This is a genomic window from Burkholderia sp. BCC1988, from assembly GCF_905339895.1.
Classification (GTDB): domain Bacteria; phylum Pseudomonadota; class Gammaproteobacteria; order Burkholderiales; family Burkholderiaceae; genus Burkholderia.
Window position 1 is genome coordinate 1 of the sequence record NZ_CAJPHA010000106.1, and the last position, 256, is coordinate 256.

Here is a 256-nt window from a genome sequence, read left to right on the forward strand (position 1 = left end):
ACCATAGCGCTCGACGAAGTATTCGCCCTGGTACGCCATCCGGTGCTGCACGGCCACACCGCCGCCGAGCGCGGCGATCCGGTCCATCGACTTCTCGGAGATCGTTTCCGCATGATCGAAGAACCAGTTCAGCCCTTCGAGCGGGATGTCCTTGTTCACCTTCTCGAACACGTCGAGTGCGCGGCTGATCGTTTCGTCGTAGGTCGCGTGCATGCGCCACGGCCAGCGGTTCTGCGCGAGCACGCGCACGACGCCC

At 64.1% G+C, this 256-nt stretch carries 1 protein-coding gene; it reads right to left on the minus strand.

What is annotated here, in order from left to right; translation table 11 throughout:
• The coding region (locus U4012_RS35770; protein ID WP_321804604.1) for an amidohydrolase family protein at positions 1-256 on the minus strand (256 nt) is incomplete at both ends.